Here is a 24,802-nt window from a genome sequence, read left to right as displayed (position 1 = left end):
TCCTTACCGGCCGTAAGCCGACAGGAACCGGTTGCGGAACGCATCCATCCGCCACACTGGCGCGCTCGGCGACGGGAGCATGCCCGGCTGCCAGTTCCAGGAGGAGATGCGGCCCATGACCGCCGGATCCTTCGAGATGATGCTGACGGGCACGTCGTGGTTGGCGCCCGTTCCGCTCACGACCGTCGCCGGCTGGTGGTCGCCGAGCACGACGAGCACCAGGTTCGGGTCGTTGAAGGTGGTCAGGAACGAGAAGAGCGAACTCATCGAGTACTGGATCGACTGCCCGTAGAGCTGCTGCACGTGGCGAGGGTCCTGCCAGACGACGGCCGGCGAAAGTCCTTGCGCCGGCTGCGGATCGAAGACCGAGCCGTCGCCGATGGATGCCCAGGGAACGAGCTTCGGCAGCGGAGTCCACGGGGTGTGCGACGAGACGAAGTCGATCTCCGCCATCAGCGGCTGGTGCGGCTTCGACAATACCTGCTGCTGCAGGTGGGCCCACGTGTATTGGTCGGGGATGCGCGCATAGCTGAAACCCGGGCCCTGATAGCCGACGTTCAGCGCATTGAGTTCGGTGCCGAAATGGTAGAAGGAGTGCCCGATCGCCCACGGCGCGGCATCCGATGGAACATCGCTGAGCGTCTGCCAGCCGGCTTTGGCGAAAGCGTCGCTGAGGGTGAACCGGTTTCCTTTGGTCACCTGGTCGTACTTCTGCTGCGAGTCGATCCACAGCCCTGTCTGCAGCGTCGAGTGGGCCAGCCAGCTGATCCCCCCGAACGTCGACGAGGTGAGGAACGCACTGCGCTCGCTGTAGCCGTGAGCCGCGAGATCGGTGTTCCCCTGCCGGAGCACCGCATCGACCCCGGGGGAGAACGACGTTCCCTGCACGGCGACCTGGCCGTAGCTCTCGATGAAAGCGACGATCACGTCTTTGCCTTTCAGGCCGGTGAGCAGGCTCGATGCCGGCAGCTGGGAGAAGCCGTCGCTCGCAGCGCCCACCCTGTCGAACGCCGCCTGCTCGCGTGCCGCGGCGTTCACCTGTTCGGCCTTGGTCACCGCCGTCGCGAAGGAATCCGACGCCGCGACCGGTTCGCCGGGCACCAGCTGCGCGCCCAGGAGTCCGAGGACGATCCAGCTCGCCGTGACGGCACCCGCACCGACCAACGCCCGGCGGCGATGCCGGCGGATGACCGCATCCAGATGAAGCATGGATGCCGCGATCGCGACGACGCATCCTGCCAGCACGACGAGGATCAGCACCAGGATTGCACCGGCCGCGAGCGATCCGGTGGAGTCGCGCAGAACGCCGAACGCATACGACAATTCCGGCCAGTCGGTCACGACGTTGAACGGTGCACCGACGGTCGTCGTGAAGCCACGGTCGAGCCCCGCGCTGACCGACGCCGAAACGAAGACGACAGCGAACAGTGCGGCGACGATCCAGCGCGCAGCGCGCCACGGAAGCAGTGCCAGCACGACGAGCGCAAGGGCGGCCTCCAGCGGAACGCGGATGAGGGCCAGCGCCGATCCGGAGTGGACAAGCCCGGGTGCAAGTGAAGCGAGGAACAGGACGACGACGGAGGCCACGGTCGCACTGGCGGCCCTGACGCGGTGGAATGTGTTCACGGCCTCCCCATCACCATGGACCGCAGCCGTAGCGCGGCGATGCCGGCGTTCTCCGGATCCTTCACGAATCGATCGGAGAGGGCATAGCGCAGGAGCACGACATCACCGATCGGAACAGCCTCCACGAGCCTTGCACGGCGGTCGTTCGTCCAGGGGAAGGCGGCATCGCCGACGAAACGGGGCGCCCGCCGGTCGCCGACGAAGATCGGCGCGATCGCCAAATGGAGCTCGTCGACGATGTCCGACTCCAGAAACTGCGTGTGGATGGTGCCGCCTCCTTCGACCATGACGCGGCGAATCCCCCGACCGCCCAGATCTGTCACGAGCTCGGCCATGGTCACGTCTTCGCCGAGCGCGACGACGATCGCCGCGTCGCCGAGGTGGCGCCGGAGGCGTTTCGCCTTCGATGACGGGCAGTAGACGAGCTTCGTGGTGTCGCCTTCGGTGAAGAACGCAGCCCGCGGATCGAGATCGCCCGATGCGGTCACGGTCACCTTCCACGGTGAGCGCGAGCGGCCCTCACCCTCACGTCGGGCCTGCCGTTCGGCGCCGCGGACCAGCAGGCGCGGGTCGTCGCGCCGCACGGTGCGCGCCCCGACCATGATGGCGTCGTTCCTGGCCCTCACCTCATCGACCCGATCGAAGTCTGCCGCGTTCGAGAGGGCGAGCCGGGGCGGATTCGCCGTATCGAGATATCCGTCGAGCGAGACAGCGCTGCTGAGAGTGACGTACGGACGATCGGTCACGATGCTTCCTCCTTGCGATGGATCATCATCACGAGTGCGCCGGGAGCGACCGAGATGATGCTGAGTATGCCGAAGAGAGTCGACGCCGCGATGCCTGCCGAGGCGCCGAATCCGGCGAGTGCGAAAGCCCATCCGGCCATTCCCTCGCGTGGACCCCACCCGCCGACGTTGAGCGGAATGGATGCGGCGAGCAGGACGATGAGCGCAATGGCCAGCATCCGTGGGGCCGGCACGCTTGCACCGACCGCCTTCGTGGCGATCGCGAAGCAGGCGACGTGGCAGGCGACGACGATGGCGGAGGCGAGCGCGACACGGGCGAATGCAGCAGGAGTCCCGAGCCCAGCGCGCAGCTCATCGGCTTCGTGGCGCAGCGCTCTGCGCACGCGAACGCTGGCGGCCGCGGCAACGGCCACGGCGACGACGAGCGCAGCAAGCCCGAGGACGAGTGCCGCCAGCACGAACCCTTCGAACTCGAGCCCGAAGAACGCCAGCACAATAAGTGCGAGCGTGACTTGAACCACCTGGCCGGCGCTGCGCTCGATGACGACGGCCCGGGACGCCCGGCCGATGCCCTGCGTGCTGCGGCCGTGGGCCACAGCCCGGTGAGCATCCCCGATCACGCCGAGCGGGAGCACGCTGTTGAGGAACTGCGACCGGTAGTACATGCCCACGGCTGTCGACCAGCGAAGGCCGGCCCCGAGACGTCCCGCGACCTGCTTCCATCGCCACGCGGATGCGGCTATGGAGACCGCGCCGAGGAGCAGCGCCGCGCCGACCGATCGGATGGTGAGACTCTGAACGCCATGCAGGAACGGCCCCGCGCCGACGGTGGCCACGACCGCGATCAGCACAGCGCCGCCCAGCACCAACTGGGTTGCGAGGTGGAACCACCGCGACTTCACGATCTCGCGCGCCCTGGTCCCTGCAGCGAGGGTGCTCATCGTGGCCAGGCCAGGAGATCGCGGTGATGGATGACGGCGGAGAGCGTGCCGCTGTTCAGCTGGGATGATCGCTGCCGGCGGTAGTCCGCGACCAGGGCGCGCAGTTCCGGGCGCTGCTCCACGGCGGCATCGACCCAGCCGTCGAACCACTCGCCCAGCAGGCGAGGGTCGTGGTCGTCGAGGCGCCAGGTCGTCGCGGCAGTGCGCACACGCCATCCGGCCCGCTCGAAGAGTCCGCGGGCGATCGGCGCGCCGTATCGGCCGAGCAGCCTGCGACCGCCCGCCTCGCGCCGCTGGTGGGAATTGAACGCGCGGCCGACGACACCGTCGCGCGCATCGCCGGGGTCCAGGTGCACTTCGCCGGTCACGCTGAGCGCAAGGAGTGTGGGGACGCCGACGCGGACGCACGCATCGACGATCGCGTGCAGTTCGGGCGCGGTCAGCACGTCGAGCAGTGCGGATGCCGTGACGAGCGACGCTGCGGACAGGTCGGTCGGCTGCAGATCGGCGAGTTCGCCGACGCGCGAGGTGACCGAAACGGGGATGCCATCGCGATCGAGCGTGGGCGGCCCGACGACGGCGTGTTCGGTCAGGCTCGCGTTCCAGTCGTGGAGCACCCACTCTTGCGGACCGGGGAGGAACGGCGCCAGCCAGCGCATCATCGACCCGGTGCCGCTGCCGAGGTCATGCACCACGATCGGCCGCGTGCCCAGCATGGCCGCCGCGGCGAGGGCGAGATCGCGGGAGCGCGCACGGGCATCCTCCGTCTCACGGAGTGTGAGCCAGTCGCTGCTGACGTCCAGGATGTCGCTCATGCGTCCCCAACCCCCTGCTGTCCGATCGGTGCCGTCGAGCGTGCAGATCCGGTCTGAACGACGTCATCGAGCGTCGCTGTGATGATCGCGCCGGTACGGCTCCAGGGCCGGATGCTCGCCCGCGCCCGCATGGCCTCCACCTTCAGCGCGTCCCGTCTGGCCGGGCTCTCAAGCCATTGGCGCAGCACGACGGTGATTGCCCACGGGTCTTCGGGAGGAACGACGATGCCCGCACCGCCCTTCCCGACCGCCTCGGGAAGACCTCCGGCACCCGTTGCCAGCACGGGAATCCCTCGCGCGAACGCCTCGGACACGACCATGCCGTAGCTTTCGCTGCGTGACGGAACGATCAGGAGGTCGGCGCGTGTGTATTCTGCCGCGAGGCTCTGGCCGGTGAGCACGCCGGTGAACGTGACCCGGCGCGAGAGTCCCGCGGATTCGACGACGGCCGTCAGGGCGGGGACGAAATCGGGTGCGACGGTCAACGACCCCACGATCCTGCATGACCAGGCCTCGTCGTCGGAAAGGCCGGCCAGAGCACGGATGAGGAGGTCCTGGCCTTTGTGGGGTGCGACCGCCGCCACGCAGAGCAGGCGCCCGCCGCTCGCGGAAGGGCGCGTTGCCGGCGCCCGGTCGGCTCCGGGCTGCGCCACCACGATGCGGTGCGGCTCGGCGAGGTCTCGCTCGATGAGTTCCGCCCGCGTCCAGAAGCTGGTCGCGATGACGCGCTCTGCGGCGCGGAGGGCCTCACCCTCGAAGTCCGCCGTGTGTGCAAGCACGACCAGGCGGAGGCGCTCCGAGTGATCGGCGAGTGCCCCGGGAGCCCGCGCGACGATCAGTCCGTCGACCAGCGCGAGGGCGCCATCCTGCACCAGCGCCAGCGCCTGCGCCGCCTGCCATTCCCGGCCGTCGGCGATCGGGACCATCGTGACGGCCCGGCCGCGGGCGATCAGGTCGTCGCGGATGTGCTGGTCGTACACGTTCCCACCGCTGACGCGAGCGTCGTCGTCGATGGTGTCGGGAACCACGAAATGCAGCGGACGTTCTGTGCGGTCGCTCACAAGGGCCTCGAATAACTCGCCCACGCGACATGCGATTCGTGAAGGGTGACGGTGATCGATGTCACGGTCTGACCGCTCCCCAGGCGTCCTGCGGTGACACTCTGCGCGAGGCGGTCGGCGATCACCTGGCAGAGGCGTTCCGTCGTCGTGTTGACTCCGGCGAATTCGGGATCGTCGTCGAGGTTGCGGTAGGTCAGCGAACCGGTGACCTCGGAGAGTTCCGCGGCAGCGCGCCCGATGTCGACCACGACGCCGTCGTGGTCGAGTTCGTCGGCACCGAAGGTCGCGTCGACGATGAACGTCGCGCCGTGCAGTCGCTGCGCGGGTCCGAAGTTCTCGCCCGTGAAACTGTGCGCGACCATGATGTGATCGCGAACCGTGACCGTGAACGTCATTCCGTGTCCCCCCAGTTGATCGTGTGGCACAGGTCGGTGTTCGACCTGTCAGCGATCCTCTCCATCACCTCGGGCAGGTCGCGCCACGAAGACTCCGCCGTCAGCAGGACATCGAACGCAGGATCGCGCAGGAACCGCAACGCCAGCTCGAGGCGATCGCGGGTGGTCCGGCTGCCACGCCGCCGGGCGGCCACCGCACCCACCTGGCTCGACCGGATGGTCAGCCTCCGCGAATGGAAGTCGCCGCCCAGCATGAGCGTTGCCGGGCGGTCCGCATACCAGCTGGCCTCGATCACTTCGCCTTCGGTGACGACGGATGCGAGTGCGAGTTGCAGGCCGGCATCCGACCCGCTCGTATTGATCACGAGATCGCGGTCGTGCGGTGCGTTCGACGGATCGGTGAACGTCACCCCCAGACGGTCGGCCACGGCGCGGCGCGACGGTTCGATGTCGACCAGGGCGACCTCGACACCGGGGATGCCGTGCAGGAGTAAGGCGATGCAGCATCCGATCATGCCGGCGCCGACGACCGTGACCCGGTCTCCGACCAGGGGTGCGGCATCCCACAGCACGTTGACGGCGGTCTCGACCGCGCCGGCGAGCACGGCACGGCGGGCCGGCACGCCCTTCGGCACCGGTACGACCGCTTCGGCGGGAACGACGAACGCCGACTGGTGGGGATAGAGAGTGAAGACGGTCTGCCCGAGGAGTGTCTGCGGGCCCTGCTCGACCACGCCGACGTTCAGGTAGCCGTACTTCACCGACCCGCCGAAATCGCCCTCCTGGAAGGGCGCCCGCATCCGTTCATGCTCGCTTTCCGGCACCCGCCCGGTGAAGACCGAGGTCTCCGTGCCGCGGCTCACACCGGTGTGAAGGGTGCGCACGAGCACGTCATGGTCGTCGAGGCGGGGGAGCCGTTCGCGACGCAGGATGCCGACGCCGGGCTCATCCACCCAGAAGGCGGTTGCTTCGAGCACGTATTCCTCCTGGTGAACCATTGGACTGCGGATGGCGTGTTAATGAAAGGCCTTGACTAAGGAGACACGAGACAGCTGTGACAAGAGTTCAACTCGCCCCGATCGGTTCGGCGCTCGCGGGGACGGTGACGGTGGCGCTGGTCTGGGCGATCATCCCGCTGCCCGCGATCGGGTGGCCGGCAGCACTCGCATACATGCTGGTCTCCAACGCCCTGCTGCTGCGCGGGCTGCAGCGCCGCAACGCGAACCGGTTCGGCGCGGCGAACATCGTGACGGCGGTGCGGTCGACGCTCGTCGGGCTGATCACCGGCCTGGTCGTCGCGTCCTTCGCCGCGACGATCCCGGTCGCCCTGCTGGTCTGCATCGCCGTGCCGGCCCTCGCGCTGGACGCTGTCGACGGCTGGGTGGCGCGACGCACCGCATCGTCGAGCGCGCTCGGCGCCCGCTTCGACATGGAAGTGGATGCTTTCCTGCTGCTCGTTCTCAGCGCCTACGTCGCGCAGACCATGGGCATCTGGGTGCTGGCGATCGGCCTGATGCGTTACGCGTTCGTCATGGTCGGGTGGTTCGTGCCGTGGTTCCGCCGTTCGCTTCCGCCTCGGTACTGGCGCAAAGTCGTGACGGCGGTGCAGGGCATCGCACTGACCGTCGCAGCGTCGGGTCTGCTCCCCGGGATCGACGTCGTCCTCGTCGTCGTGGCGCTCGGGATGCTCGTCGAATCGTTCGGACGCGACGTCGTCTGGCTGGCGCGCGGGCGCAGGGCGGACTCGGCGTTCAGAGACGCTGTGACGGCACCCCGCGGCATCCCGCGCGGAACGCTTACCGCTCAGCCATTACAGCTGCCCGAGCCGGAGTCGGAGTAGTCGAGGGCTGACGCGCTGAGCCCGGCGGCCTGCAATGCGGGGGCATACGAGAACGAGTAGCTGTGCTGCTTGAGCGTGAGCTTCATCGTCCCGTAGCCCTGGTTGTAGGCGGTGACCACATTCGGGTTCGCGTAGCTTCCGTCGGCGTTCGTGGCGAGGGTGTCGAGGGCTTCGCCACCCGTGCCGATGATGAACTCCGGGATGCCGCGCTTGGGGTCGTACTGGCCTGCGGGGTCCATCGGCTTGAACCGCGCGTATGCATGCTCATGACCGTTGAGGATGAGCGTCGCGTGGTTCGCGTAGAGCAGGCTCCACCAGGCATCCGTCATCTGGCCCTCCTGGCCACCGGCGCCCGGCGCGGAGGCCGGCACGGTCGCCGTGGAGGCCGTGGTTGCGCTGAAGGCCGGCTGGTGCCAGTACGCGATGGTGCACTGCTGCTGGTTGTTCTTCAGGTCGTCGGCGAGCCACTGGGTCTCCTGCGCGAGCAGCCCGCCGTCAGTCGTCGAGCAGTCGTTGCTGAAGGCGGCGGAGTTGCACTCCGCGTTGAGGGAGATGATGTGCCAGTTGCCGAGGTTGTACGAATACCAGCCCTGGTTGTCGCCCGTGTCGACGCCGGCCTGGCCCGAGGTGTTCGGCGTGCCGCTCTGGTCGTGGCCGTTGAAGTAGGCGAAGTATCCGTTGCCGTTCTGGCCGGCCTCGTTATCGCCCTTCTTCGCGTACGAGTAGTACTCGTGGTTCCCGGGGGCGGGCCGCTCGAGAAACTTGAGGCCACCCCAGGCCTGCTCGAAGGAGCCCTCGAAGTCGCTCAGCTTTCCGACCTGATACTGCTCGTCGCCGAGGAGCGCGACCGCGTCCGGCTTCATCGCGTCGGTCTGCTTGGCGGTCGCGAATTCGGCGTCGTAACCGCCGAGTGTCGGGCTGCCGCACTTGAGCGAAGACGGGTTGGCGGCGTTCTCGCTGTCATTAGGCTCGCAAGCGATGTCCCCGACCGCGGCGAGCGTATAGGTCTTCGCGTCATCGGCCTTCACTGCAGTGTTGTATGGCCAGCCATTGTCGATGAGGGGCGCGGCGACGGCGGCCGCCGCGCTGAAGAACGTCGCCGCGACGACGCCGGCGGCGATGAACGAGATTGTGCGAGTCCGAGAGCGCATACCGATCCTTCTGAACGGGCGGGTCTGGGCGACTCCGCTGCCAGCTCAGACGCTAGGGACGCCAGGCAACATCGCGGTGAACCGGTGCCGAAAAGCAGGTGAACGCGCGACGATGCCGCGAGCCTGACGGCACCCGCGGCATCCGCCCCGCTCACACGATGGATGCGGCGCTCTCGACGCGAGGGACCGCGGGCACACGTCGCGTGGCGAGGATCACGACGCCGAGCACGACCACCCACAACACGTAGAGGAAGAATGTGAAGAAGAACGGGGCGAGGATTCCGCACACCCCACCGATCACCGAAACCACGCGCAGCCACACGGGAAGAGCGCCGCGCACAGCCAGCACGATCCCGATGACGCCGACGCACATCGCTGGGCCGCACATGGACATAGCGTGGCCGATCTCAGTGAACAGGTAGACGACCGGAGCCGCGACCCCGCTCCGCACGGCGCTGCCGCCTTCGAGCATGCCCACTGCGATTCCGCCGGCAAGCCAGGTGCCCGTGATACTGACCGCGGCGCCGATCGAGGCGAGTGCCGACAGCGGGCGGCCCATCGCCGGCAGCCTCCGGATGCCGGCCCCGAAGACGACGAGGGCGAGAGCACTCAAGGCCGCGATGTACCAGAGCACGAGAGCGGTCGGGGCATGGCCGGGCGCGGTGTACGCAGCGACATCTGCTGCGGAATACTCTCCACCGGGCGATCCCGTGAACATGGCCGCCGCCAGGGTGCCGACGGCATACACGAGAAGACCGATTCCGGCCCAGCGCGGGATGAGAGATGTGGACATTTTTCCTCCTTGGACTGTGCGCCCCGGGTAGGGCATGCAATGCAGGTTAGGAGCGGGCCGGCATCCGCCGCGTCGTGACCGCTGACGATCTTCGACTCATCCGGGCCGTCATGATTCGACCTCGCGGGTCGTGGCTGTCGTCCTTCGAGATGACGACGGCGGGTCGTTCCGAGGAAGGATGCGTCGATGAGTCGCGCGGCATTACTCTGATCTCGTGCGCCTCCGAAGCTGGGGTTTCGACATCGCGATCGCGGTTGTGGTCGCGGCGTTGGGGGTGGCCGAGGCCGTCTTCGGTGCGGGTGCGACCCACCAGCAGGGGCCGGTGTGGACCGAGGCCGCCGTGTACGTCGCGGCGGGACTCCTTCTGGTTTTACGGCGGATCGCCCCTCTCGTCTGCCTGGCCGCGATCGTCATCGTGTGTACGATCGAGTTCGCGCTGTTCGGTTCGCCCGAGGGCCTCGGTGTGACACTGGCTCCATCGATCGCCGCATACTCGGTCGGCCGGTACGTCGACCGGCGGCGCTCATGGTGGGGGCTCGTGCTCATTGCGCTCCTGTGGCTGGTATGGGACGGCTTCGACCCGACGGTCACCACGCTCCTGGAGCGGGTTCAGCAGTTCGCCTGGATCTCTCCCTGGGTGGTGGCGTGGCTGATCGGGTCGCTCGTGCGCACCCAGCTGCAGCACGCGGGCCAGCGACAGACGGCACGCAATGAGCGGGAGGCCCGCGCTGTCGCCGAGGAACGCAACCGCATCGCCCGCGAACTCCACGACGTGATCGGCCACAGCGTCAGCGTCATGACCGTGCAAGCCTCCGCGGTGCGGCGGCGCCTCCAGACGGACCAGGCGACCGAACGGCAGGCTCTCGAGACGGTGGAGGCGGTCGGCCGGGAGGCACTCAATGAGATGCGGCGGATGGTGGGGATGCTGCGCCGCGACGACGATTCGGACCGGCAGCCCGCCCCAGGGCTCGCGCAACTCGATCCGCTCATCAGGAAGTTCCGCGATGCCGGACTTCCGGTGGAGCTACGGATGCACGGTCTGAGGGGTGAGTTGTCGGCCGGCCTCGACCTGACCGCGTACCGCGTGATCCAGGAGGGCCTCACGAACGCGCTGCGGCATGCCGTCGATCCTGTCCACGTGCAGGTCGACATCTCGGATGCGCACGGGCTGGTGATCACGATCCGCGACGACGGCCGCGCGGTAGAGCACGACCTCGAGCCCGGTCACGGCCTGCTCGGCATGCGAGAACGTGTCGTGCTCTACGGCGGGACACTCTACGCGGGCCCCCGTTCGGAAGGGGGATTCGAGCTCGTCGCCCGCTTCCCGGAACAGGTCGGGTCGATGCATCCGGAGGGCATTTCGTGACGATCGGTGTTCTCATCGCGGATGACCAGGCGCTCGTGCGGCGCGGATTCCGCTTGATCCTGGAGATCGAACCCGACCTCGACGTGGTCGGCGAAGCGGTCGACGGGGCGGACGCCGTAGCGCAGACACGCGCATTGCGCCCGGACATCGTGCTGATGGATGTGCGCATGCCGGGCATCGACGGCATCGAAGCGACGCGGAAGATCGTTTCAGACGGGGAGGTCGACGCGCCGACGAAAGTCCTCATGCTGACAACATTCGACATGGATGAGTACGTCTTCGACGCGCTGCAGGCGGGCGCGAGCGGTTTTCTTCTCAAGGACGTGCTGCCGGAACTGCTCGTGTCCGGCATCCGGTCGGTGCACGCTGGCGAGTCGCTCCTGGCTCCGAGTGTCACACGACGGATGATCAGCACCTTCCTTCAGCATGCCCCCGCGGCTTCCCGCAAGTCAGATGGGTATGACATGCTCACCGCCCGGGAGCGGGAGATCCTCCACCTCCTGGCGCAGGGCCTGACCAATGCGGAGATCGCTGCCGCTCTGGTCGTCTCCGAGACGACGGTGAAGACGCACGTCGGACGCGTGCTGATGAAGCTCGGGCTTCGCGATCGCGTGCAGGCAGTGATCTACGCGTACGAGTATGGCTTCGTCGGCAGGGAGGCCGACGTGCCCGGCTCTGCCGGCTCGTCCCACCGTCCGGTCTGATCACGCTGCTTCTCGGCGGTCTCTGGGTTTTTCACAGTGCGGACATATGCCGCCCATGACAACTTCTCATTTACCTGGGGTGTGCTGTGGCTCCAAGCATGAAGCTGAGAGGACGAAGAGCCATGGATACCGTTGATGGGGCGTTTGCACGTACTGGGATCGATCAGAGTGACGGGGAGCCCGGCCGGGCACGTGCCGGTGTCCGGCGCGGTCGGCGTCGGCGCGTTGCCATTCTGTCGATGGCGGCCGTCGCAACAGTCGTCGTCGGCTCCGCGGTCGGGTCAGCCGCTACGGCCTCCACTTCCAGCTCCGCGTTTGCGGCGTCGACGTCGCGCGTGTCCGGCGACATCCACAACGCCCTCGGCTATGGCTACGGCAACAGTTACGGTTACGGCGGCGGCTACGGTTACGGCGGGTACGGTTACGGCGGCAGCGGCTCCTCCTCCGGCTCCGCAGGATCCTCCGGTCTTGCAAGTGCGACTGCCGCGCAGGAGGTCGGCGTCGTCGACATCACTTCAGAGCTCACCTACGACCAGGCGGAGAGCGCAGGCACCGGGTTGGTGCTGAGCTCGAATGGCGAGATCCTCACGAACAACCATGTGGTCGAGGGCGCGACCAGCATCAGTGTCACCGTCGTATCGACCGGCGCCCAATACACGGCCACCGTGGTGGGCACGGATGCCACCGATGACATCGCGGTCCTGCAACTGAGCAATGCCTCGGGCCTCAGCACAGCCCACCTCGACACGTCGTCGGATGTGGCCGTCGGCGACGCCGTCACGGGTGTCGGCAACGCCGGTGGCACGGGCGGTACCCCTTCCGCTTCTCCCGGGACGGTGACGGCGCTCGATCAGACCATCACGACCCAGGCCGAGCAGACCACTGCCTCAGAGACGCTGAACGGTCTCATCGAGACCGATGCCGACATCCAGGCGGGCGACTCCGGCGGTCCCCTCTTCAACTCCGCCGATGAGGTCATCGGTATCGACAGCGCCGCCCAGGAGGGTGGATCGACGGTCGCCGGCTACGCGATCCCGATCGAGAGCGCGCTCAGCATCGCCGGAGAGATCACAGCAGGCCACGCTTCGTCCACCGTGACCATCGGCTATCCGGCCTTCCTCGGCGTCCAGATCGCGTCGTCGAGCGATGCCACGGGGCCCTCCGGCGCGACCATCGCCGGAGTCATCGACGGCACCCCGGCCGCAACGGCTGGACTGACCGCGGGCGACACGATCACTGCGGTGAACGGAAGCACGATCGCCTCAGCGCAGGACCTCACGGCCGCGCTCGGTGGTCTCGCACCGGGGCAACACGTCAACCTCACCTGGACTGACTCATCGGGCGCTTCCCACACCGCCGCAGTCACCCTCGCGCGCGGCCCGGTCGCCTAGCGCGTGACCTTCATCGAGGGAACTGATTCGGCCGGGTAGGGTGAGCCCGTGACGATGGATGCCGATGCTTTGCTGAGGGGACCGCGCGGGCGAAGGGCGTCACTATTTGTAGCGGCCGCCTCGAGTGGCGACCAGAAACTCGAGGCGACGCTCCTCAACGCGGTCATGGAACTTTCCGCTGAACTCGATCCATCCTTAGGCGCTGGTCGGGCATACCTCCGGTTCGAAGCCAGCGCGCAGGGTGCGACCGGTGATTCGGCCAGGTTTCCCGAACCGGAGATCCCGCGCATCGAGAGCGCGAATGACTTGGTTGCAGCACTCCTGGACGCGCCGATCCTCGCAGAACTCATCAGTCCGTCCGACGTGCTCGAGGAGACCGTGAGCTCAGCCCGATACTGGCAGGAGCCCGACGGCGAAGACTTCCTGTGCGCCCTCCCGATCCTGCAGCCGGCCCTGCAGCGGGCCGCTGAGGTCCTGGTGAGCCGACCGGGAACGGAGTGGTGGGATGCTCCGATTGATCGGTCCGATCAATGGGTTGTCGACTTCGACTTCGGCCTGCACGACGCTCCACGAGTTGTGCGACCGGACATTCGCGCCTTTCGTGCGGAGGCGGTGGCCGAGGAGCAGCAAGCTCGTCGTGACCGCCCGTCTGACCCGAAAGCGAGCTTCTCCGGCTCGTGGTGGTCCACTCCGCTCGTGCCTCTGGCTTCGTTCACTACGACCCGAAGTGTTGGAGCTGCCGGGCCGCTTGGCCTGCATCTCGTTGAAGATTCGATGGGGTGGGAGGAGGCGCAGGCTCGGCCGGTGCGCATCGACCGGCGTGCGCGCGTCTACGAGATCAGCACTGCGGACGATTGGGCAGAGCTATGTCGTCGTTTCCCGCTCAATCTCACCGCGTCGCGTCGGCACGACTGGTACCGGGCGACCGGACGCATCGGCGCGTGGGTGATTCCCGACTGGACCTCTGTGGGGGAGCATTATGACGGCGTGCATTTGAGCACCGCGGCCTATCTGCAGGCTGCGGGCCTGCCGGTGCCCGTCGACGGGGATTCCGCATCGCTCATCGCCGGATGGAGCCCGGACGAGACGTGGTGGTTTCAACCCGGAATCGTCGACATCCTCGAAGAGGAGAGCGTTGCGTGGCATCGTGGCGGCGGCCAGGAGTGGCGTCCGCGGTGATAATCATGCAACAGCTCATTACTGGGTGGGCCCGGTGGGGCTCGAACCCAAGACCCGCGGATTAAAAGTCCCTCCGAGACCCGCGCCAGAGCGAAATTTTCTGGAAAATCCGCGGAATTACGGGCCTTTTGAATCAATACCCGGCGCGCACATTTCAGAGACCGCGTTATCACCTGCTCATTGATCGAAGTGGTCATCGGGATGAATGCTCCGGTTCTCGCGGCCGCGGCCTCGTCGACTTACCCGAATGCCGAGGTGGACTTTCGGCAGCATCGATGCGACGGCCAGCGCGACATACATGATGGTGTTGATGGCGACGAAAGCCGCCAGGAACTGGAAGTAAGGAGAGCTGAGGAATTCCGCGGGTAGCACTAGCCCCGCCGGCACCTGCGCGTTCATCGCGGCCCCTCTTGTCTCGCGACCTTCGGTGACGGTGTTTGAGTCACATTCCCCCAACTGGCCTCGCGGCCCATGGCGATGTCCACGATGCCCTTCACATAGACGAGGTCGAGAAAGACCGCGTAGGCGAGCTCTGGAAAGAGGGCAGCGGCGAGGAGGCGCGCACGCCAGCCACCGCGCCACACCGTCACGACTCTCTCGAGGACGAAGATCGCACCTATCACGATCCAAAACGGGAACCACACCCAGACGTCGAACGAGAGAAGGGTGAGCAGAATCAGCAAGAGGTACGCAGCGATGGCCACCACCCCATAGCCGATGCCGAGCTGCTGCGCCCAATAGCGCATCACAGTCGACCGCATGCCGTAAGTGCCGAGATTGTCGACGGCTCCCCGCTGCCATCGCAGCCGCTGAACCCAGAGAGCATGCCAGGTCTGCATCAACTCGGTCACGACGCTGCACTCTGCGGGAGAGGTCATCAGGGCGCCCAGCGATTTCAGTGCCAGCGTGAGTTCGTTGTCCTCGGTCAGAGCGAGGGTGTCATAGACCTCTCCCGCTACGCCGGGAATGGCTAGCCCCCGCTCGGCAGCCACGGTCCGCAACGCCCGAGAGCGGAAGATCGAGGCCGTGCCAGAGAGCACGAACACGCGGCCACGGCGGCGTGAGATCTGGCGCGCGTAACGGGTGTACTCGTTGCGCTGGAACTGGCCGATAAGACCTGCTCCTTCTTCCCCGAAGAAGCGACCTCCGACCGCCATGAGCGTTCGATCGTCGGTGAACCGACGGACTGCGGCGTCCAGGAAGCCTTGCTGCAAGGTCGTGTCGGCGTCCATCACCATCACCGTGTCGTTGTCACCCAGACCTGAAAGCACGGCCGGCAGCGCCTGATTCAAGGCACCGGCCTTCTTCTTTGTGTTGGCCGCCGTCTCGAACACATCTACGCCAGCCCTTTGAGCAATACGGACCGTGTCATCGGTGCAGTTGTCTGCGACGACGATGATCCGCGCCGGTTTGTGGGACTGAGACCGCAGCGAGGCAATCGTCTCGGCGATGCAGGCCGCTTCGTTGTGAGCCGGGATCAGCACTGTCACCGTGACCGGTCCTGCGTATACGCCACGCGATTCAGCAATGACGAGCTTTGGTGCCAACGGCCTCCGCGTAGGATCGTCGCTTTCGTGGGCATTCCTGGAGATCCGGCGCCCAAGCAGCGCGACCAGCGCGGCGACCAGAAGGGCGAAGCCCGCGGCTGCGACGACCACCCCGAAGGGCGGCCTCGCGGTCGAGTAGGCCAGCTCCCAGAACCCGAGGATCGTCGTCGTGGTCGGGTTCTCCCAAGCGGTGGGGTTCTCGATACTGACGAAGGCGACGAGACCCACCAGGCCCGCGCCGAGCAACGCTAGGCAAATCAAAATCACCCCCACCCAGCGTTCAAATCTCATGAGTAATCACCTCCGCGATCCTGGGAAGCAATCGCACGTTTCCCTGCTCGCGGCGGAACGATCGCTGACGGGTGGCGTGGCCGGCCTACGCCCAGCTCGACGCGGGCGCGAATGAGTGCGCCTATCGGTTCTCCGCTCCATTTGACTCGATTCCAAGGGGCCACAGTTGTCGTGCTAATCATGCCGCGACCGCCTTGGATGTGTGAAGCGGTGGATTTCTGACAGTCCCCCCGGCAAGTCTTCGACCACGTGGAGACGTACATTGGGCGCGTCTGAATCGAATAGGAGGTTGTCGCGCAGGAATCGGTCGACGTTGCATGCGCGGCGACGTCCACCGCACGCACCTCGCGTGATCGCAACCAAGAATGCAGCAGTTCATCGGACATTGCGCTGATGAGCAGGCGGGCCATCACTGGGCTCAGTGGCCGACTGCTCGCCGGCTTCTGGTTGACCTCAAGCTGGTCGATCACCCACGAGCGTCCGATGCGCTTTGCCGCCCCAACTGCCTCCCAGCAGTCAGCTGGGGCGGGGGCCGAGGGTGAGGTCGACGAGCCGCCTGGGGAGGCCGGGGTCGGCCGGCGAGTGCGCGAGCGCGCGGAGCATCACGGCGCCGACGAGCGCTTCGCTGACCTCCTCCACCGGAAGGTCGGCCCGTACCTCGCCGGAGTCGCGCGCCGCCAGCAGCCGGGGCAGGAACAGGCGAGGATCCGCCAGCGACTCGCGCAGGCGACGCGCCACGTCAACGTTCTCGGAGGCCGCGGCGATCAGCGAGCGGAACAGTCCCTCTCCCGTGGGGCTCTCGAGCACGGCTTCCACCTCGGTCAGCCAGGCCACGACGTCGGCCCGGAGGTCCCCGGTGTCGGGCATGGCGAACCGCTCGGGCAGCAGCATCCCTTCGAGGAGGCATTCGGCGATGAGCGCGCTCTTGCCTGGCCACCAGCGGTAGACGGTCTGCTTGCCGACGCCGGCGCGCGTCGCGATGCCCTCGATGCTGAGGTGGTCGTAGCCGCGCTCGGCGAAGAGCGCTGCCGTCGCCTCCAGGATCGCGAGCCTTGCCGTCTCGCTGCGGGCTGCGCCCCTTCGGCCTTCGGACATGGCTCACAGCATATCTACATTCAACGAGACGGACCGTTGCGTATTATCTTTTACGGATCATCGAAGGGACCGTCATGGCCGAACTGCTCTACCGCCTCGGAAAGTTCTCCGCGCGCCGCGCCTGGACGGTCATCGTGGCCTGGCTGGCGGTGCTCGGCATCGTCGTGGTCGGCTTCATCGTGGGCTTCAAGGGCCTCACGTCGTCGTTCGACATCCCGGGCACGGCAGCCGGAGCGGTCGTCGACGAGCTCTCTGCCAAGCTGCCCGACTACGCTGGCGCGTCGGGCACGGTCGTCTTCCGCACGAACGATGGCTCCGCCCTGACCGCCACGCAGAAGAAGGAGATCAGCGCACTCGTCGCGGACGGCACGCACCTGCCCGACGTCTCCGGCGTGAACGACCCGTTCGCCACCGAGGCCGAGCGTGCGCAGCGGCAGACCCAGCTCACCGCCGGTCTGGCGCAGCTCACCGACGGGCAGACCCAGCTCGACGCGGCGAAGGCCAAGCTGACCGCCGGCCAGGCGCAGCTCGACGCCGCGAAGGCGCAACTCGCGAACGCGCCGCAGGGGAGCATTCCCGCCGCGCAGGCCGCAGCGGCCCCGGCGCAATTCGCCGCGCAGCAGAAGACGATCGACAACGGCCTCGCCCAGCTAGCGACCCAGCAGGCGCAGCTCACCGCGCAGCAGAAGCAGCTCGACCAGGGCGCCGAGCTGCTGAAGCTCTCCGACGGCATCCGCCTCGTCTCCTCCGACGGCTCCACCGCGCTGGTGAACGTCGCCTTCACCAAGCCGCGACTGCAGCTGTCGGAAGCATCCAAGCAGGCCGTCATCCACCACTTCCAGGCCACGCCCGTGGGCGGCGTCACCGTGTCGTTCTCGACCGACATCGCCCAGGGCGTTCCACAGATCGTCGGCGTCGGTGAGGCGCTCGGCGTGGTGTTCGCCGCGATCGTCCTGCTCGTCGTGCTCGGCTCCGTTATCGCCGCGGCCCTGCCGCTCGTCACCGCCCTGTTCGGCGTCGCCGTGGCCGCACTCGGCTCGCTGGCTTTCTCTGGCGTGGTCGACATGGCTTCCGTCACGCCGGTGCTCGCGATCATGCTGGGCCTCGCGGTCGGCATCGACTACTCCCTGTTCATCATCAACCGGCACCGCAAGCAGCTCCTGGAGGGCGCCGAGCCGCAGGAGTCCATCGGGCTCGCGAACGGCACCTCCGGCAACGCGGTCGTCTTCGCGGGCACGACGGTCGTCGTCGCCCTGCTCGCGCTCAACGTCACCGGCGTGCCATTCCTGGGCCTGATGGGAACGGTCGGCGCGATCGCGGTCATCCTCGCCGTGCTCATCGCCGTCACCCTCACGCCCGCGCTCCTCGGCCTGCTCGGCCTCCGCGTGCTGAGCCGCCGCGCCCGCGCCACCGTGGGCCAGGTGCACCACGACGACACCAAGGCCAAGCCGATGAAGACGTGGCGTGCGGTCCTCACCGCGGTCGGCGCCGTGGTGGCCCTGCTGATCGTGGCCATCCCGGCGCTGTCGATGCGCGTGGGCCTGCCCGACGGCTCCTCCGAGCCGGTCGGCTCGACCACGTACGAGGCGTTCACGACGACCGAGAAGGCGTTCGGCGCCGGCGCGACCGGCCCGCTGCTCGTGACGGCGACCGCCGAGCACGGTGTCGCGAAGGACGACGTGACCGGCGCGCAGCTCGACATCGCCCGCACGCTCGCCGACCAGAAGGACGTCGTCGCCGTCGCACCGATCGCCGTCTCCGGCGACCGCACCCTGTTCGCGTTCCAAGTCGTTCCAAAGGAGGGCCCGAACAGCGTCTCGACCGAGAACCTGGTGACCGCACTGCGCGGCCTCGACGCTGTCGACGGGAAATACACGCTGGGAGTCTCCGGCCAGACCGCGATCAACCAGGACATCTCCGCGAACCTGGCGGCCGTCCTCCCGCTCTACCTCACGGTTGTGGTAGGCCTGTCGCTTCTCATCATGATCCTGGTGTTCCGGTCGATCCTGGTGCCGCTGATCGCGACGGGCGGCTTCATCCTGTCGCTCTTCGCCACCTACGGCGCGATCACGGCGCTGTTCCAGTGGGGCTGGGGAGCCGAGCAGCTCGGCATCCACACCGGGCCGATCCTGAGCTTCCTGCCGGTGATCCTGGTGGGGATCCTGTTCGGGCTCGCGATGGACTACCAGCTCTTCCTGGCCTCCGGGATGCGGGAGGCCTACGTCCACGGCGCCCCGGCGCGCCTCGCGGTCGCGAAGGGCTTCCGCGCCGGCCGGTCGGTCGTGATCGCGGCGGGCCTGATCATGATCTCGGTGTTCGGCGGCTTCATCTTCAGCGACTCCACCATGATCCGCTCGATCGGCTTCGGCCTCGCCTTCGGCGTACTCGTGGACGCGTTCGTCGTGCGCATGCTGCTCATGCCAGCGCTCATGCACCTGCTGGGCCGCTCGGCCTGGTGGCTCCCGAAGTGGCTGGACCGCATCCTCCCGAATGTCGACGTCGAAGGCGCCGCCCTCGAGCGCCACCACCACGCGGCGCCGGCGCCCACCCCTGAGCTGGTGCTGGATCGGGTCTTATCGACCCCACACGGCGCGCCACTCAGGTAGCAGCGATCGAATCGGCCTCGCGGCCAGCTTGTCGCCGCGGTCTTGCGTTGGGGTGAGGTGGCGGCGCTCGAAGTCCGCAATGTGGACTTGGCTCGGCGGCGGATCCAAGTGGAGCGAGCCGTTCCGTTCGAGTCCCGCGCCAGAGCGACACTTTCCTCGAAAATCCGCGGAATTACGGGCCTTTTGAACTCATAGAGATCACTACGATCTCGTTGGATTGTCCTCAAGTGTGTGCAATCCGTGGGCACGCGGGATAGATCGGGACCTCTGGTAGCGGGTGATGAGTAGAGACGCCACAGCAATTCGCATCTGAGCCGCGCTCCATGTGGCAGCATTTGACGAAAACGGGTTTCGCCCGCGGAAGCTGATTCGACACAACTCGATCGGTTGGGAGAGGTTTGACACGTGGCCGATTCCCTTGAGGTTGAGAACGATTCGTCTGCAGCTACAGATACTTCTGACCAGATCAGACTTTGGCCCCACCCGCTGTACCGGTTCGGGATGCTCATCCCGACCGGTGTGGTCGCGGCCGCGGCGATCCATGCCAGCGCAATAGAAAGCCCAACCGTAGGAGGGATGACCTCCGGCGTGCTAATCCTTCTGGGGAGCGCATACGTTGCATGGCGCGCAATCTTCTTCACGGGTGTCGTTTGCAAGAGCGACGTATTGATCGTTCGTGGGACCCTGTGGTCGCGGCGAATTCCCCGACTGGCGATAGAGCGCATTCCGAAGGAACTGGCCGTAGTGGTCTGGCGTGGCGCAAGTAGGCGACGGAGGTACACCCCCCTCTTGCCGTTCACGAGCGTCGGGAACACTGCCGCGTCTGTGGAGGAGTACAACGTCGCCGCAATCAAGGTGGTCCTCAATTGGGTACGTGCTGCGCCCGGTTACGTCACACCGAAACGGAAGCCTGACTTGCATTGAGAGCATCTGATGTGGGTCATTTGTTCTCCGGCGTCACCGACTTGCGGGCCTTCCGGTACTCGTAGCCGTCGGCTCGAGAGAGTCTTTTTGAAGGCGACGCTATAGGCCTATTTGGAGCCTCGTCTGTGACCGAGTGCGCGTTTGGATCGCGATTCCGAATTGCAAAGGTTTTGACACGATAGCTCGACGTGTAAATTTCAGGCGTGTTTTTTTACACGTTCCAGGGATCTGTCATGAGTCTTGACGCGTTCCGGGGGACGACCGGACCTCACCACTGCTGTGCGGTGCGGAGCACAAATATGGGCGCCCCGAATGGCCCGGCGGCGCTTCGTTTCAATCAGGTGTTCCAGGCCGCCGCCGCGAGACGTTGGAGGCCTTGCGCATCGTCGATGCTCAAGGACAGTGGGTCTCCTAGTGCAGCGGTGTACGCGGTGAACAGTTTGGTCCTCTCTTTGCGCTGGAGCTTTTCCCCAACGTGATCTGAGATTCGAATCATTGCTGACAGGACGGCGAAGTCCAGCAGGTGCCGCTGTCGCAGCGGGTCGTTGACGAGACCGTAGGCGTATGCCTTTGCGATCAGCGCTCCCTGCAGGTTGGGCCGAAATATCGTCGCGACCTCGCCATTCAGCGAGACCTCGAGCGCCTCGGCGCGGTAGAGCACGTTCTGAGCACCGGGTGTCTCGAGGGCGGTGCCGCCGCGAACTCCGACGCGCTTGGCGCGGTCGCCTATTCCTTCGGGAAGCAGAATATCGATCTGGCCGTGATCCTCGTTCACCCATCGATGTTGGTGTCCACGCCAATCCTCGCCATCCGGCTCAAAGCCGCTATCGACGAGAGCCTGCGTGAACTGCATCATAATGTCCGGATTCGCGCGAATATCGAGCACGGCGTCTCCGTCGTCGGTTGGACGTGCGGGCTCGACTCCGCGTTCCCAGCACCAGAGTTGGACCATTTGACCCCCGACCAGGCACCACCCTCGCGAAACACGTTGTGCCACCGCGATGATCCCGCGCCACGAGGCCTCTTGCCTCGGGGTCATGTCCGGTAGTTCTAATGCGGCCACGTGACGTCCTTCAGAAGTTCGATAGCGCGTCCGTCTTCGCGTGGACGGTTCCAATCGATCAGATCTGCGATGACGAAACCAATCGGGATAGGCGCGTCCGGCATTTCTTCGACCACGTGGAGGCGGACATTCGGCGCGTCTGACTCGAGCAGGAGGTTGTCGCGCAGGAACCGGTCGAGGTTGGACGCTTCGACGTATCCCTCGAATTCGCGAGCTGAAGAGAGGCCGGCTCGACTGTCGCTGATGCCGGACGCGATGACTCGGCGGTCAGAGGAGATCTCGACAATGTCAGCCGGGTTGGCGGCGACGTCGACCACACGGATCTGGCGGGAACGCAACCAAGAATTCAATAGTCGCAATGGAGAATCTTCGCGCCGAACGCGTTCCACGTATCTGTGGAGGAAGAAGCGCTCCTGCGAATCGAGCTTGAGTTTTTCACCGGACATTGCGCTGATGAGCAGGCGGGCCATCCTCGAACTCAGCGGCCGACTGCTCGCCGGCTTCTGGTTGACCTCAAGCTGGTCGATCACCCACGAGCGTCCAATGCGCTTTGCTTTGACTTGCCCAGAGTTGATGAGGGCAAGGGCGCGTTGCCGTGAGACCCCACGAGCTTCGGCGTATTCGGACAAACTCAACTGCATTGAACAAATATAGTCAAACGACAATAGAAGTTCAATAGTTGGCCCTCAGGGATGAACCGCTGAGTTGAGTCGCCAGCGCTGCAGATTCGGAAATCCTCGACCACGACTTTCATCGCGGCGGACGTGTCCAGGCGGACAACCGTCACCAGCGGCTACGGCTGTCCTCGATCAACTCGCGCGAACTCACCGGCGATACAACGCGCTTGATAGGTGCCAGCGTGTCAGCGCCGGCGTTTGCAGCCCGTGCCTCGCCTCGAGCGATGAGTCTGTCGAGTGGGTCGCCGCCCACCGGGATGATGAGCGCCGCCAGATGGCCGTTGTTGGTTACCTGCAGCGACTCTCCGGCTTCGACGTGGCGCAGGATGTCGGCGCTGCGGTTGCGCATCTCACGATGTGTCACGGTCTCCATCCACTCAAGGTAGTGCGCCGCGGGCCAACCAAGAATGGGTGGGGCAAGTCCAGTCGTGGGAACCGCGCGTCGTTCCGGCCAGCCCAGGCGTCCCGCTTCGCACCTGTCTTGGGTGCTTGACGTGGGCGTTCCGTTACGCGGTCGAGTGAGATCCCCGCGCAGCGATCCTGACGCCGTTGGTGGCATGATCGTCGGATGGACTGGTTTGTCGATCCGCTCCGAGGGCGTTGGTTACAGGAACGCATCCCCGAGCTTGGATTGATGGTGCCCTCAGGGATGCCCGCGTACGCCCGGATCCTGAACCCCGTTGACGCATATCATCTCTCGGACGACCACGAGGCGATCTGGCGGTGGGCGGATGTGGCCGCTCGCAACAACGTGCGCCTCGACTCCGCCAGCGAATGGCGAGATATCACAGCTAATGGCACAGCAGACGCGTGGCCAGACGGCTGGCAGGCCCGGTGGCCCGACGAAGGACGCATTGACCCAGCCTTACTCGCGTCATTCGTTCCGGCGCTGCGGTCGCACACCGCTCGGCCCGACGAGATCACGGTTGCGGTCTGGGAAGGGTGGGGGTTCGGGGCCTCCAGCGTCGCTTTGTACACAGCGTTCGATGACGAAGCGGAGAACGCCCCCGAGCCGATTCCTGACCCGATCGAGCAGAAGCGTCAGGCGACTGACCCCCGACTTGAGGCGATGGACCGTTTCGAAAGCGGCGCGTACGAACGTGCCATGCGCGGCGAGGTCCGCGAGTTCGGTGAGCCGCGTTTCGATCTGCCTGCTCGGAGATACGCTCTCGGATCAACGAGCCTCGACGAACTCGCACGACCGGACTGGCCGCACCACGCAGGGCTCGGGTGGGCTCCAGACGACGAAACAGGGATCATGCCCCAGTTGATCTGGCCGGCGGACGAGACGTGGTGCCTTTCAATCGAGGTCGATGCGCCATACACGGTGGTGGCGGGCCCGCGGGAGCTTGTGCGTGAGCTCCTCGCCCTCCCTGGTATCGAAGGCCAAGCAATCCGCGAGCCCCGGTACAGCTGAGATCGAGCGTCGCCCGCCCATGCGACCCTGACAGCGGCTCGGCTACCAGGATCTGCTACTGCGCGTTCGGTTGTTCTGCGCGAGGGTTTCGTTTGTTGAGTGCTTGCCGGCTCAAGCCGGTCCGTGCCGCGAGGGAGTTCCAGCTCTCGCCCACCTCTCGGAGTTGAGCGACGAGGTCATCCCGATCGAGACGTACGGCGTCCTGCTCGGCCCGGAGTCGACTGAGGATCTGCGAAACCTGGGTCAACCGTTTGAGGGCGTCGGCGCGCGTGCCCCATCTGGCCTGGAGATCCGACAACGCGTCGGCGGCGTGCCGCTGTGCGGCTTCGCGTTCGCGCTCTTCAGCGTGACGAATCGCAGCTGAATCGTGTGCTTGGCGCTGTCGTACGTAAGACGCCTCGCGTCGTCTGGCTTTGCCGGAAATCCCCCGATTTGCCATGCAACCTGGTTTACACGGAACCCCTGTCATTCATTGGGTTGCGAGAGCAGTCCACTTAAAGTGCCTGCTCGGCCTTCCTTTTGGTTGGCCTCCATCGTTCTTGGTTTCGACTACTTCCCATTTAGTTGTCGTCGGATCGTCCGTTTTCATGATTATTTGAGGCTTTTCGTCGCCCGGAGTGCAAAACTGGCCCGACCACAGATCGACTCCACGGAAAAGGAATGTAGGTGAACGCAGGAGAAGTATGGTTGGCAAATTTTGACCAGCCTCGCCCTGTTGTGCTTCTTCATTCGGTCGGGGGCACGTCGCTCCGGGGCATTCAGATTGTTGCGCCGGCGGCGACCGACATCACCGGGACGGCGATTGAAGTTTCGGTCCCTGCTTTGGAGGGATTCGCGTTTAGCGGGGTGGTTCGAATGGCGCTACCGATCGACGGTGCGATTCCGTGCACCTGGATGTTCGATATAAGTAGCGAATCGGATCTGGCGGAGAAGATTGGCACAGTACCCGCGGCGACGCTTGCCGAGATCGAGCTCATGGTTGAACTCTGCGACCCGGCATGGCGCACGTTTAGCCGTGCGATCCAAGCACCACCGACGGCCCACGACAGCGCGCGTCGATCGAGGTCGTAGCGCGTCGGCGGCCACGCCGTCTCGTCGGTCGGGGTGATCATTGGGTACGGGCGGAGCGCATTCTCGTGATCGGCCCATGATCAAGCCCGACTGCTCCAGCGCA

General features: G+C 66.1%; 25 protein-coding genes. 10 read left to right on the top strand and 15 right to left on the bottom strand.

The genetic code is table 11. The features are described from left to right. Positions 1–3 precede the first annotated feature (3 nt). Genes ACPPVQ_RS16045 through ACPPVQ_RS16015 form a run of 7 tightly spaced genes read right to left on the bottom strand, consistent with a single transcriptional unit; the run spans position 4 to position 6,561 of the window. Positions 4–1,626, bottom strand: coding sequence for a CDP-alcohol phosphatidyltransferase (locus tag ACPPVQ_RS16045; protein WP_426516136.1), 1,623 nt, complete (start codon positions 1,624–1,626; stop codon positions 4–6). Beyond that, positions 1,623–2,372: a RibD family protein gene (locus tag ACPPVQ_RS16040; protein WP_426516135.1), complete on the bottom strand. Its 750-nt coding sequence runs from the start codon at positions 2,370–2,372 to the stop codon at positions 1,623–1,625. The genes ACPPVQ_RS16045 and ACPPVQ_RS16040 overlap by 4 nt, the downstream gene beginning before the upstream one ends. Beyond that, positions 2,369–3,313, bottom strand: a complete 945-nt coding sequence (locus ACPPVQ_RS16035; protein WP_426516134.1) for a lysylphosphatidylglycerol synthase transmembrane domain-containing protein — start codon at positions 3,311–3,313, stop codon at positions 2,369–2,371. The genes ACPPVQ_RS16040 and ACPPVQ_RS16035 overlap by 4 nt, the downstream gene beginning before the upstream one ends. Then, a complete protein-coding gene (locus tag ACPPVQ_RS16030; protein ID WP_426516133.1) occupies positions 3,310–4,128 on the bottom strand; it encodes an SAM-dependent methyltransferase in 819 nt (272 codons plus the stop codon). Before ACPPVQ_RS16030 ends, ACPPVQ_RS16035 begins: the two co-directional genes overlap by 4 nt. Next, complete coding sequence (locus tag ACPPVQ_RS16025; protein ID WP_426516132.1) at positions 4,125–5,189, bottom strand: glycosyltransferase family 4 protein; 1,065 nt, start codon at positions 5,187–5,189, stop codon at positions 4,125–4,127. The genes ACPPVQ_RS16030 and ACPPVQ_RS16025 overlap by 4 nt, the downstream gene beginning before the upstream one ends. Beyond that, positions 5,186–5,584 carry a 6-pyruvoyl trahydropterin synthase family protein gene (locus ACPPVQ_RS16020; RefSeq protein WP_426516131.1) on the bottom strand — a complete coding sequence of 133 codons (399 nt, stop codon included), beginning with the start codon at positions 5,582–5,584 and terminating at the stop codon, positions 5,186–5,188. The genes ACPPVQ_RS16025 and ACPPVQ_RS16020 overlap by 4 nt, the downstream gene beginning before the upstream one ends. Beyond that, a complete protein-coding gene (locus tag ACPPVQ_RS16015) occupies positions 5,581–6,561 on the bottom strand; it encodes a zinc-dependent alcohol dehydrogenase (RefSeq protein ID WP_426516130.1) in 981 nt (326 codons plus the stop codon). Before ACPPVQ_RS16015 ends, ACPPVQ_RS16020 begins: the two co-directional genes overlap by 4 nt. A gap of 77 nt (positions 6,562–6,638) precedes the next feature. Here ACPPVQ_RS16015 and ACPPVQ_RS16010 point away from each other — a divergent pair, with 77 nt between their 5' ends. Then, the gene (locus ACPPVQ_RS16010; RefSeq protein WP_426516129.1) at positions 6,639–7,424 is read left to right on the top strand and encodes a CDP-alcohol phosphatidyltransferase family protein; all 786 of its coding nucleotides are present in this window, start codon (positions 6,639–6,641) and stop codon (positions 7,422–7,424) included. Here ACPPVQ_RS16010 and ACPPVQ_RS16005 read toward each other — a convergent pair. Together ACPPVQ_RS16005 and ACPPVQ_RS16000 are read right to left on the bottom strand one after the other, a co-directional pair. Further along, a complete protein-coding gene (locus tag ACPPVQ_RS16005) occupies positions 7,388–8,575 on the bottom strand; it encodes a metallophosphoesterase family protein (RefSeq protein WP_426516128.1) in 1,188 nt (395 codons plus the stop codon). The two genes, ACPPVQ_RS16010 and ACPPVQ_RS16005, sit on opposite strands and share 37 nt — an antisense overlap. 151 nt (positions 8,576–8,726) lie before the next feature. After that, positions 8,727–9,368, bottom strand: a complete 642-nt coding sequence (locus tag ACPPVQ_RS16000; RefSeq protein ID WP_426516127.1) for a hypothetical protein — start codon at positions 9,366–9,368, stop codon at positions 8,727–8,729. A gap of 214 nt (positions 9,369–9,582) precedes the next feature. Here ACPPVQ_RS16000 and ACPPVQ_RS15995 point away from each other — a divergent pair, with 214 nt between their 5' ends. The 4 genes from ACPPVQ_RS15995 to ACPPVQ_RS15980 all read left to right on the top strand — a co-directional run bounded on the left by ACPPVQ_RS15995 (position 9,583) and on the right by ACPPVQ_RS15980 (position 14,008). Next, positions 9,583–10,734, top strand: coding sequence for a sensor histidine kinase (locus tag ACPPVQ_RS15995; RefSeq protein WP_426516126.1), 1,152 nt, complete (start codon positions 9,583–9,585; stop codon positions 10,732–10,734). Then, a complete protein-coding gene (locus ACPPVQ_RS15990) occupies positions 10,731–11,438 on the top strand; it encodes a response regulator (protein ID WP_426516125.1) in 708 nt (235 codons plus the stop codon). Before ACPPVQ_RS15995 ends, ACPPVQ_RS15990 begins: the two co-directional genes overlap by 4 nt. Before the next feature lie 239 nt (positions 11,439–11,677). After that, entirely contained in the window at positions 11,678–12,829 is a 1,152-nt protein-coding gene (locus tag ACPPVQ_RS15985) for a S1C family serine protease (RefSeq protein WP_426516124.1), read from the top strand. 48 nt (positions 12,830–12,877) lie between these two features. Then, positions 12,878–14,008, top strand: a complete 1,131-nt coding sequence (locus ACPPVQ_RS15980) for a hypothetical protein (RefSeq protein ID WP_426516123.1) — start codon at positions 12,878–12,880, stop codon at positions 14,006–14,008. A gap of 177 nt (positions 14,009–14,185) precedes the next feature. Here ACPPVQ_RS15980 and ACPPVQ_RS15975 read toward each other — a convergent pair whose 3' ends face one another. The 3 genes from ACPPVQ_RS15975 to ACPPVQ_RS15965 form a co-directional block, all read right to left on the bottom strand. After that, positions 14,186–14,407 (bottom strand): hypothetical protein, encoded by a 222-nt coding sequence (locus tag ACPPVQ_RS15975; protein WP_426516122.1) that lies wholly within the window; start codon positions 14,405–14,407, stop codon positions 14,186–14,188. Continuing rightward, a complete protein-coding gene (locus ACPPVQ_RS15970; RefSeq protein WP_426516121.1) occupies positions 14,404–15,846 on the bottom strand; it encodes a glycosyltransferase family 2 protein in 1,443 nt (480 codons plus the stop codon). Before ACPPVQ_RS15970 ends, ACPPVQ_RS15975 begins: the two co-directional genes overlap by 4 nt. 516 nt (positions 15,847–16,362) lie before the next feature. Beyond that, the gene (locus ACPPVQ_RS15965) at positions 16,363–16,941 is read right to left on the bottom strand and encodes a TetR/AcrR family transcriptional regulator (RefSeq protein ID WP_426516120.1); all 579 of its coding nucleotides are present in this window, start codon (positions 16,939–16,941) and stop codon (positions 16,363–16,365) included. Positions 16,942–17,015: 74 nt separating this feature from the next. On the opposite strand from ACPPVQ_RS15965, the gene ACPPVQ_RS15960 reads away from it, so the two are divergent. Then, positions 17,016–19,547, top strand: a complete 2,532-nt coding sequence (locus ACPPVQ_RS15960) for an MMPL family transporter (protein ID WP_426516119.1) — start codon at positions 17,016–17,018, stop codon at positions 19,545–19,547. A 405-nt stretch (positions 19,548–19,952) separates the two neighbouring features. Further along, entirely contained in the window at positions 19,953–20,471 is a 519-nt protein-coding gene (locus tag ACPPVQ_RS15955; protein ID WP_426516118.1) for a hypothetical protein, read from the top strand. A 337-nt stretch (positions 20,472–20,808) separates the two neighbouring features. Here the strand turns inward: ACPPVQ_RS15955 and ACPPVQ_RS15950 are convergent, their stop codons facing one another. The 3 genes from ACPPVQ_RS15950 to ACPPVQ_RS15940 all read right to left on the bottom strand — a co-directional run bounded on the left by ACPPVQ_RS15950 (position 20,809) and on the right by ACPPVQ_RS15940 (position 22,584). Then, on the bottom strand, positions 20,809–21,357 hold the full coding sequence (locus ACPPVQ_RS15950) for a hypothetical protein (protein WP_426516117.1): 549 nt from the start codon (positions 21,355–21,357) through the stop codon (positions 20,809–20,811). Positions 21,358–21,521: 164 nt separating this feature from the next. Continuing rightward, entirely contained in the window at positions 21,522–22,175 is a 654-nt protein-coding gene (locus tag ACPPVQ_RS15945) for a hypothetical protein (RefSeq protein ID WP_426516116.1), read from the bottom strand. Positions 22,176–22,317: 142 nt separating this feature from the next. Continuing rightward, on the bottom strand, positions 22,318–22,584 hold the full coding sequence (locus ACPPVQ_RS15940) for a type II toxin-antitoxin system Phd/YefM family antitoxin (protein WP_426516115.1): 267 nt from the start codon (positions 22,582–22,584) through the stop codon (positions 22,318–22,320). A 276-nt stretch (positions 22,585–22,860) separates the two neighbouring features. Here ACPPVQ_RS15940 and ACPPVQ_RS15935 point away from each other — a divergent pair, with 276 nt between their 5' ends. The 3 genes from ACPPVQ_RS15935 (at position 22,861) to ACPPVQ_RS15925 (ending at position 24,699) form a co-directional block, all read left to right on the top strand. Beyond that, complete coding sequence (locus ACPPVQ_RS15935; protein ID WP_426516114.1) at positions 22,861–23,628, top strand: hypothetical protein; 768 nt, start codon at positions 22,861–22,863, stop codon at positions 23,626–23,628. Between the two features lie 163 nt (positions 23,629–23,791). After that, positions 23,792–23,992, top strand: coding sequence for a hypothetical protein (locus ACPPVQ_RS15930; protein ID WP_426516113.1), 201 nt, complete (start codon positions 23,792–23,794; stop codon positions 23,990–23,992). Positions 23,993–24,294: 302 nt separating this feature from the next. After that, positions 24,295–24,699, top strand: coding sequence for a hypothetical protein (locus ACPPVQ_RS15925; protein WP_426516112.1), 405 nt, complete (start codon positions 24,295–24,297; stop codon positions 24,697–24,699). Positions 24,700–24,802 lie beyond the last annotated feature (103 nt).

The sequence above is a fragment of the Leifsonia sp. McL0618 genome, assembly GCF_049994905.1.
Taxonomy (GTDB): Bacteria; Actinomycetota; Actinomycetes; order Actinomycetales; family Microbacteriaceae; genus Diaminobutyricibacter.
Note: the sequence above shows the minus strand (reverse complement) of the source record. Positions and strands in the feature narration are given on the sequence as shown.